Origin of the sequence: Pseudovibrio sp. WM33, assembly GCF_001623165.1 — a bacterium.
GTDB lineage: Bacteria > Pseudomonadota > Alphaproteobacteria > Rhizobiales > Stappiaceae > Pseudovibrio.
This window is the reverse complement of record NZ_LMCK01000017.1, coordinates 10,592-17,528: the sequence shown is the minus strand read 5'-3', so window position 1 is coordinate 17,528 and position 6,937 is coordinate 10,592. Positions and strand designations below refer to the sequence as shown.

Below are 6,937 nucleotides of genomic sequence, written 5' to 3'. Positions count from 1 at the left end.
GCGTCCGGTGGTGACAAGAAATTGTCGATGACAGGGAAACCTGTCATTGACACGGGGACGTGTCATTCACGTCTGTCCGAGAGGGAGCCCGCGCGTTCATGATAAAAGGCCCGGGCGAGGCGAACAGCCATTGCCGAAGAAACATATCTAACAAGTAGCGCAGGCAAAGCCTGTTCGCCTTGCTCCACCCGTTCAAGCGGGATCCTCAAACACAAACACCGCCGGGAAAGCCCAGCGGTGCTCAAAGTGCTTGAAAAGCAGGTGTCAAATCTGTGCGTATTCTTATCCGAAAACCGGAGCCACTTTTCAGGAACAGGCTTTAGTCATCCAGATAGTCAGCGCACTTTTCCGGAACCTGATCGCCCCACGGCATGATCGGCACGGTAGAAGTCGAGTTCTTCGGGCTGCCTTCTACGAGTTTGTCGGAGTACACCAGATAGACCAGCACGTTCCGCTTAGCGTCACAACCGCGAACGATGCGCATTTTTTTGAAGAACAGGGAGCGGCTCTGGCGGTAGACTTCATCGCCTTGCTCAAACTTGCTTTTGAACTTGATGGGTCCAACCTGACGACAAGCCAATGAGACATCGGAGGTTTCTTCTTCCAGTCCGAGCCATCCGGAGATGCCACCTTTTTCAGGCACTGTGAAGTGACAGGCGACGCCCTCGACTTCCGGGTCATCCAGTGCATAGGTCGCCAACTTGTGGTCCGGGCTCAGGAACTTCCAGACAGTTGACTTCTTGAAGATCAGATCCGGCTCCTGTGCCTGCGCAGCGGTGCCAAGCATCCCCAGCGTTACTCCAAGAACGACCGTCGCGGTGCTCACCATTTTCAGGACTGATTTTCCAAGCGCAGAGATCTGCACAGCTCCCCTCCATTTTCAAAAGAACAAATCAAATCACTCCCGATATAGGAGTTTTTTTGGCAACTACCAGCAAGAGAACCAGAGATTTTTGTAAAACCTACCGGAATCCGTTGGTTTTGCCCCAATAAGGCCATAGAATAGCTTATCTCTAAGATTTCTCTGAGGAAACCAGTATTGCGGGCTATGACCATTTCCAGACTCCCCTTCGCGCACTCATGCGCAGCCGTGGCTCTTGCCCTTGGCGCCTCCCTTATTTGGACCGGCAGTGCGTTTGCACGCCCTCAGGTGTGCGACAGGCTTGAGACGGAGTTTATCGAGCTTTCTGAGCAGGTCGAAAGCAATGGCAGCTCCAACAGCTGGCAAACAGCCTATGAAGAGCAGCTGGTTCATATCCGCAACGTACAGTCCCAGATGTCCAATTTTGGCTGTGATGGTTCCTTTGGCCCTCCACAGTGCCAGCAACTGAGCTCTTCTTTGCAGCAGATGAATGAGAATCTGACCTATCTGGACAGTCAGAGACAACAGGAACTGTATTCCAGCGTGTTGCAGGACCGGCTTACTGAAGTGAAGCAGGCGCTGGTTGATCTGAACTGTTCAGATCGTTCTGACCAGCGAGTCCAGCCACTGACGCCGGCACAGGCCAATCAGCCTTTGCAGCTGGAGCCACGTTCGACCGCTGGTTTCTCCTCCGGTGGTCAGCAATATGCGACCATGTGTGTGCGCAAGTGTGATGGCTACTACTTCCCGATCAATCCGAATTCCAGTGCAGAAGATCTGACGGAAGATGGAGAGATTTGTCAGGCGCTGTGTCCAAGTCAGGATACTGAGCTGTATGTCTTCCAGGTTCCTCAGGAAACACCTGCCCAGATGCGGTCTTTGTCCGGTGCGCCTTATACATCGCTTGCCAATGCCTATCTGTTCAGACAGCAGAACAACCCGGCTTGTTCCTGTGACGCAGCTGGTGGACAACCTGGCAATCTAGAGCCGACACCTGCGATCCCACCACTGGAGCAGGCACTTCCGGGTAATCAGCTGGAAGATCTGACACCGGGTGCAACAGCGACATACCCTGCTATTCCGAACCAGAGTGAGCTGCGTCAGACCGTAAACGCAACAGAGGCCCAGAGTGATATCTCCGAGCCTCCGCTTGTTCAGAAGAAATTTGTGCCGCGCGAGGTTGAACCCCGCACAGGCCCTATCAGGAAAGTCGGTCCAAAGTTTTTTCCCGACCAATAAGCGGTAGCATGTTCTTCAGGTCTGGACCGTGTGCCAGACCTGTAATTGCCTTACGCAGTGGCATGAACAGGCCTTTGCCTTTTCGGCCAGTCTCAGCTTTGACGGCTTTGGTCCACTCGCCCCATGTTTCCTCGGTCCATGGCTCTTGCGGAAGTAGAGCTGTGGCCTGAGTGATGAAGTCCTTGTCTTCCTCGGCAATGTCTGGTGTGGCGGACCCAACGATCAGCTCCCACCATTTTTTCGCATCGCTTACGGTGGAGCAATTTTCTTTAACCGCAGTCCAGAACGCTTCATCACCCTCAACGCCGTCTGCTTTCAGGCGGTCTGCAACATCAGCAAAGCTCATGGCATGGACGAGTTTTGCAGTCAGGTGGCCCACATCTTCCGGGTCAAACTTTGCAGCAGACTTGGAGATGCCGGAGAAGTCGAGCATGTCTGCCAGAGCTTCCATGGTTGGAGCAGGTTCAACTGCGTGGCTGGTGCCTGTGAGCACTGCGAGAGAGCAGACTGCCATTGGCTCATAGCCTTCTTCCCGCAGCGAGCGGATAGACAGGGCGCCAGAGCGTTTGGAGAGCCCCTCACCTGATGCAGTGGTCAGCAGGTTGTGATGACCAAACTCAGGAACTTGTGCCCCCAGCGCCTGGAATATGGCAATCTGTACACCGGTATTGGCAATGTGGTCTTCACCGCGAATAACATGGGTGATGCCCATATCCGCGTCATCCACAATGGATGGCAGGGTGTAGAGGTAGGTTCCATCTGCGCGGATCAGCACCGGATCAGACAGGGAGGCAAGATCAACGGTCTGACGACCACGGATCACATCATCCCAGTGCACTTCTGTTCTGACAGTGGAGAATGCATCATTTTCTGCGTGGTTTGGCAGTTTGAAGCGCCAGTGTGGTTTGCGGCCTTCTGCTTCATATTCAGCGATCTGCTCCCCAGTGAGCTTCAGGCCAGCACGGTCATAAACAGGAGGACGGCCCAGAGCACGCGCACGGTTACGGCGGCGCTCCAACTCTTCCGGCGTTTCATAGCATGGGTAAAGGAGACCTGCGTCTTTCAGCTTGGCAGCTGCTGCATCATACAATGCAAAACGCTCGGATTGTTTTTCCACGCGATCAGGGTTGATACCCAGCCACTTCAGATCTTCGGCAATGCCCACTGCATACTCTTCTTTAGAGCGTTGCACGTCGGTATCGTCGTAGCGCAGAACGAAATTGCCGCCCTGCTTTTTAGCAAAGAGATAGTTGAAAAGCGCCGGGCGCACATTGCCGATATGGATGTGGCCAGTCGGAGATGGCGCGAAGCGAACAGTAACACTCATGGCTGAGCCTTCTCATCAATAAACAAGTTTGACACTCGGGTATCGCGTTGGCTGGTACGGGTCAACCAGCCAATCTCCGATACCTACGGAATATCTCGGGTTTTAGGTTCAGTTACCGGCTTTTGCTGAATTCAAGCTGGAGAACGAACCAGCATCAGCTGCGGCTTTACGGCAAACAAAACCAGGCCCAGGCCAAAGCAATAAAGGCTGGAGAATGCAAACTGAGTGTCCAGCTCAATACCGTTATCCAGCAGGATACCCATAAGCCCCGGAGCTAGCGCAGAGGCAAAGACCATCATGGCGGAATACACTGCACGGATGGATCCCAGATGAGCTGTTCCGTAAAGTTCGGCCAAAACAGCAGAAGCAATCGCCCCCCAGGAGCCGACGGTTATGGCGAGGATGATCATCGCAATTGGCACAAAGTACTCTTCGCCGCCAAAGGCAAACACGAGCACACTCACACCGAGAGGAATAACAGAAAGCGGGAGCAATGAGACGGCAGAGAAACGGTCAATCAACATACCAGCAGTCATAGAGAACACAGCGCCAGCCGCTGCATAAAGTGGCAGATAGGATGGGATTACAGTCCGTGCCCAGCCCTTTGCTTCCATGAAGTGGACCTGATGGAACATGAGGCCTGTGACAAGAAACGGCACAGCGAGCACGGCTGTCATAACCACCCAGAACCGCCAGTCCGACATCACCTGCTTTCTGGTCCAGCTCACAGCAGGGCCATTTGAGCCTGAAGACTCAAGCGGGTTTTCCGGTGTCCGGTCTTTCTTGAGGGTCAGATAAGCCAGAGGAAGGAAGACGACGAGAAGCGTTATGCCCGCTGCGGACCAGAGATCCCGCCATGAGAATGCGACCATGAGCGAGACAGCGGCCAATGGCAAAAGCGCTTCGCCTGCCATGTTGCCAAAAGAGGCCAGGCTGAGTGCCTTCCCTCTGGAGCCATGAAACCAGCGCGACATGGCTGTCTGCGAAGTATGGGGGAGCATGCCCTGCCCGAACAGTCGTAAGCCATAGAGGCAAATTGCAAGTAATATGATGGAGTTATGCCAGCTCATTAAGAAACTGAATCCGGCAAGAATGATAATTGCAGCACACCCGACGACCACAGGGCGATAATAATCGACTATCCTGCCCAAGTAGATGAGCGTTGCAGCACTTGCTAGTGTCGCGAACATGTAAATTGAGCCGAAATCACCGTGAGAGAGGCTATAGGTCTCACGGATCTGGGAGGAAAATTGCGCGATGAAGAAGGTTTGACCAAAGCTGGAGCCAAACCCGAGCAGAAACCCGCCCGCGACCCAGCGCAGGTTGCGCTGGAGAAATTGGAAGAAAGTCATAGACTTAACCTAAAAAGCGTAGAAAGTGATTCAGGCAAGGCGTGATGCTTGCCTGAGCACCAGAGATCAAGTCCAGAGCGCGGCCTGCTTGTTCTTAAAGTAAGATCTCAAGCCGCGTGTGGTTCTAGGTTCGATCCCGGAAACGATTGGTGATTGGGTAGCGACGATCGCGCCCAAAGTTCTTTAGTGTGATTTTGACACCCGGTGCAGCCTGACGACGCTTGTACTCTGCGATGTAAAGAAGGTGTTCGACTCGATGGATGGTTTCTACAGAGTGGCCGCGCTTGGCGATCTCGTCAAGGCTCAACTCTTTTTCAACGAGACAATGCAGGATGTCATCCAGAACATCGTATTCTGGCAAGCTGTCCTGATCGGTCTGGTTTTCACGCAGCTCAGCTGTTGGCGCTTTGACGATGATGTTGTTCGGGATCACCTCACCCGCTGGCCCCATAACACCTGCCGGATGGTTTTTGTTGCGCCAGTCAGACAGACGATAAACCTCGGTCTTGTAAAGATCCTTGATCGGGTTGAAGCCGCCATTCATATCCCCATAAAGGGTGGCGTAACCGACAGACATTTCTGACTTGTTGCCGGTGGTAACAACCATGGAGCCGAATTTGTTGGATACAGCCATGAGGATGACACCGCGAGAACGGGACTGCAGGTTTTCCTCGGTGATACCGCTCTCAGTGCCTGCAAATACGCCAGCCAGCGTCTGCTGGAAGCCCTCGACAGGCTCTGCGATTGGAATGGTATCGTACTTCACCCCAAGTGCATCCGCGCAGGCCTTGGCGTCCTTGATGCTTTCCTCGGAGGTGTAGCGGTATGGTAGCATGATGCAGTGAACACGATCAGCGCCCAGAGCATCAACGGCCATGGCCGCACAGATCGCACTATCAATACCGCCGGACAGGCCCAGCACCACGCCGGGGAAGCCATTCTTGTTTACGTAGTCTTTCAGGCCAAGCACGCAAGCAAGCCAGTCTGCTTCCTGTGTATCTGGCATTGGAACGATGCGAGTTGGTTTTGCGAACCACAGACCTTCTGCATCTTTATTGAAGTCGAGGTAATCTGTTTCCTCGGTGAACTGACCGAGTTGCATCACCAATGAGCGATCATGATTGAGGGCAAAGGATGCGCCGTCAAACACGAGCTCATCCTGACCACCAACCTGATTACAATACACGAGCGGAAGGCCCGTTTCGACAACACGAGAGAGCATGATCTGCATGCGCTCATCTATTTTATCGCGGTAGTAAGGAGACCCATTTGGAACCAGCAGGATTTCAGCGCCTGTCTCTTCCAGACATTCGCAAACCTCATCGGACCATGTGTCTTCACAAATCGGAACGCCAAGGCGCACACCACGGAAACTCATCGGACCCGGATTGGGCCCAGCATCGAAGACACGCTTTTCATCGAAAACGCCATAGTTTGGCAGGTCGACCTTGTAACGCAGGCCCTCAATGTTGCCGTTGTCGAGCAGTCCGACGGCGTTGTAGAGCTTATCCTCTTCGGCCCATGGCAGGCCAACGAGCAGTGCGGGACCACCATCAGCCGTTTCTTTTGCCAAGCCTTCCAGTTCACGCTTACAGGCAGCTACGAAGGCTGGCTTCAAGACCAGATCCTCTGGCGGGTAGCCAGCCAAAAACAGCTCAGAATACAAAACCAGATCAGCGCCTTGTTCGGCGGCCAGCTTTCGGTGATGACGCACTTTCTCAGCATTACCGGAGATATCACCAAGGCAAGGGTTGGCCTGTACGACGGCCAAACGGAACTGGTCTTTAATCATCATATAAACTTCAAAGGCTTTAGTGGATGGAAGGGGTGGCCCTGTTTGCTTCGAGCTTTAATAGCTTTGGTTCTCGTGTACCGCGTTTTTGTAGCAGAGAAAAGTCGATCCATCACATAGTTGACGGTTGAGGAAAGGATTCACAGGGTGAAAATCAATCTGACGACTTCTTCTTCACCTGCCCAGAATCTTTCGCCTTTGCCATGAGGTCCAGATGCTGTTGCAGCCTTGTGCCCATTGGCATCTGTGCCATGTCCCTGGCCTGAATAGGCTCATCCCCCTGCATCACGATGGCCTTCAGGCGATCATACAGAATTGCGGGCGCGATTGGTTTGGCAAGGAAGTAATTTACGCCAGCATTGCGC

At 53.4% G+C, this 6,937-nt stretch carries 5 protein-coding genes and 1 pseudogene; 1 reads left to right on the top strand and 5 read right to left on the bottom strand.

The features are described 5' to 3' along the window. Window positions 1–319: 319 nt before the first annotated feature. On the bottom strand, window positions 320–829 hold the full coding sequence (locus PsWM33_RS04360) for a CreA family protein (protein ID WP_063299350.1): 510 nt from the start codon (window positions 827–829) through the stop codon (window positions 320–322). 219 nt (window positions 830–1,048) lie between these two features. Here PsWM33_RS04360 and PsWM33_RS04355 point away from each other — a divergent pair, with 219 nt between their 5' ends. Next, window positions 1,049–2,101 carry a DUF2865 domain-containing protein gene (locus PsWM33_RS04355; RefSeq protein ID WP_063299349.1) on the top strand — a complete coding sequence of 351 codons (1,053 nt, stop codon included), beginning with the start codon at window positions 1,049–1,051 and terminating at the stop codon, window positions 2,099–2,101. Here PsWM33_RS04355 and gltX read toward each other — a convergent pair. The 4 genes and pseudogenes from gltX to PsWM33_RS27925 form a co-directional block, all read right to left on the bottom strand. After that, on the bottom strand, window positions 2,064–3,428 hold the full coding sequence (gene gltX, locus PsWM33_RS04350) for a glutamate--tRNA ligase (RefSeq protein WP_063299348.1): 1,365 nt from the start codon (window positions 3,426–3,428) through the stop codon (window positions 2,064–2,066). The two genes, PsWM33_RS04355 and gltX, sit on opposite strands and share 38 nt — an antisense overlap. 131 nt (window positions 3,429–3,559) lie before the next feature. Further along, window positions 3,560–4,780, bottom strand: a complete 1,221-nt coding sequence (locus PsWM33_RS04345; RefSeq protein ID WP_063296445.1) for an MFS transporter — start codon at window positions 4,778–4,780, stop codon at window positions 3,560–3,562. Between the two features lie 124 nt (window positions 4,781–4,904). Beyond that, on the bottom strand, window positions 4,905–6,572 hold the full coding sequence (locus PsWM33_RS04340) for an NAD+ synthase (protein ID WP_153039895.1): 1,668 nt from the start codon (window positions 6,570–6,572) through the stop codon (window positions 4,905–4,907). A 154-nt stretch (window positions 6,573–6,726) separates the two neighbouring features. Beyond that, window positions 6,727–6,937: pseudogene (locus tag PsWM33_RS27925) on the bottom strand (response regulator); the annotation flags it as partial.

Coding starts and splice junctions, on each gene's coding strand:
- PsWM33_RS04340 (WP_153039895.1), bottom strand. CDS start 6,572: ATGATTAAAGACCAGTTCCGTTTGGCCGTCGTACAGGCCAACCCTTGC.
- PsWM33_RS04355 (WP_063299349.1), top strand. CDS start 1,049: ATGACCATTTCCAGACTCCCCTTCGCGCACTCATGCGCAGCCGTGGCT.
- gltX (WP_063299348.1), bottom strand. CDS start 3,428: ATGAGTGTTACTGTTCGCTTCGCGCCATCTCCGACTGGCCACATCCAT.
- PsWM33_RS04360 (WP_063299350.1), bottom strand. CDS start 829: ATGGTGAGCACCGCGACGGTCGTTCTTGGAGTAACGCTGGGGATGCTT.
- PsWM33_RS04345 (WP_063296445.1), bottom strand. CDS start 4,780: ATGACTTTCTTCCAATTTCTCCAGCGCAACCTGCGCTGGGTCGCGGGC.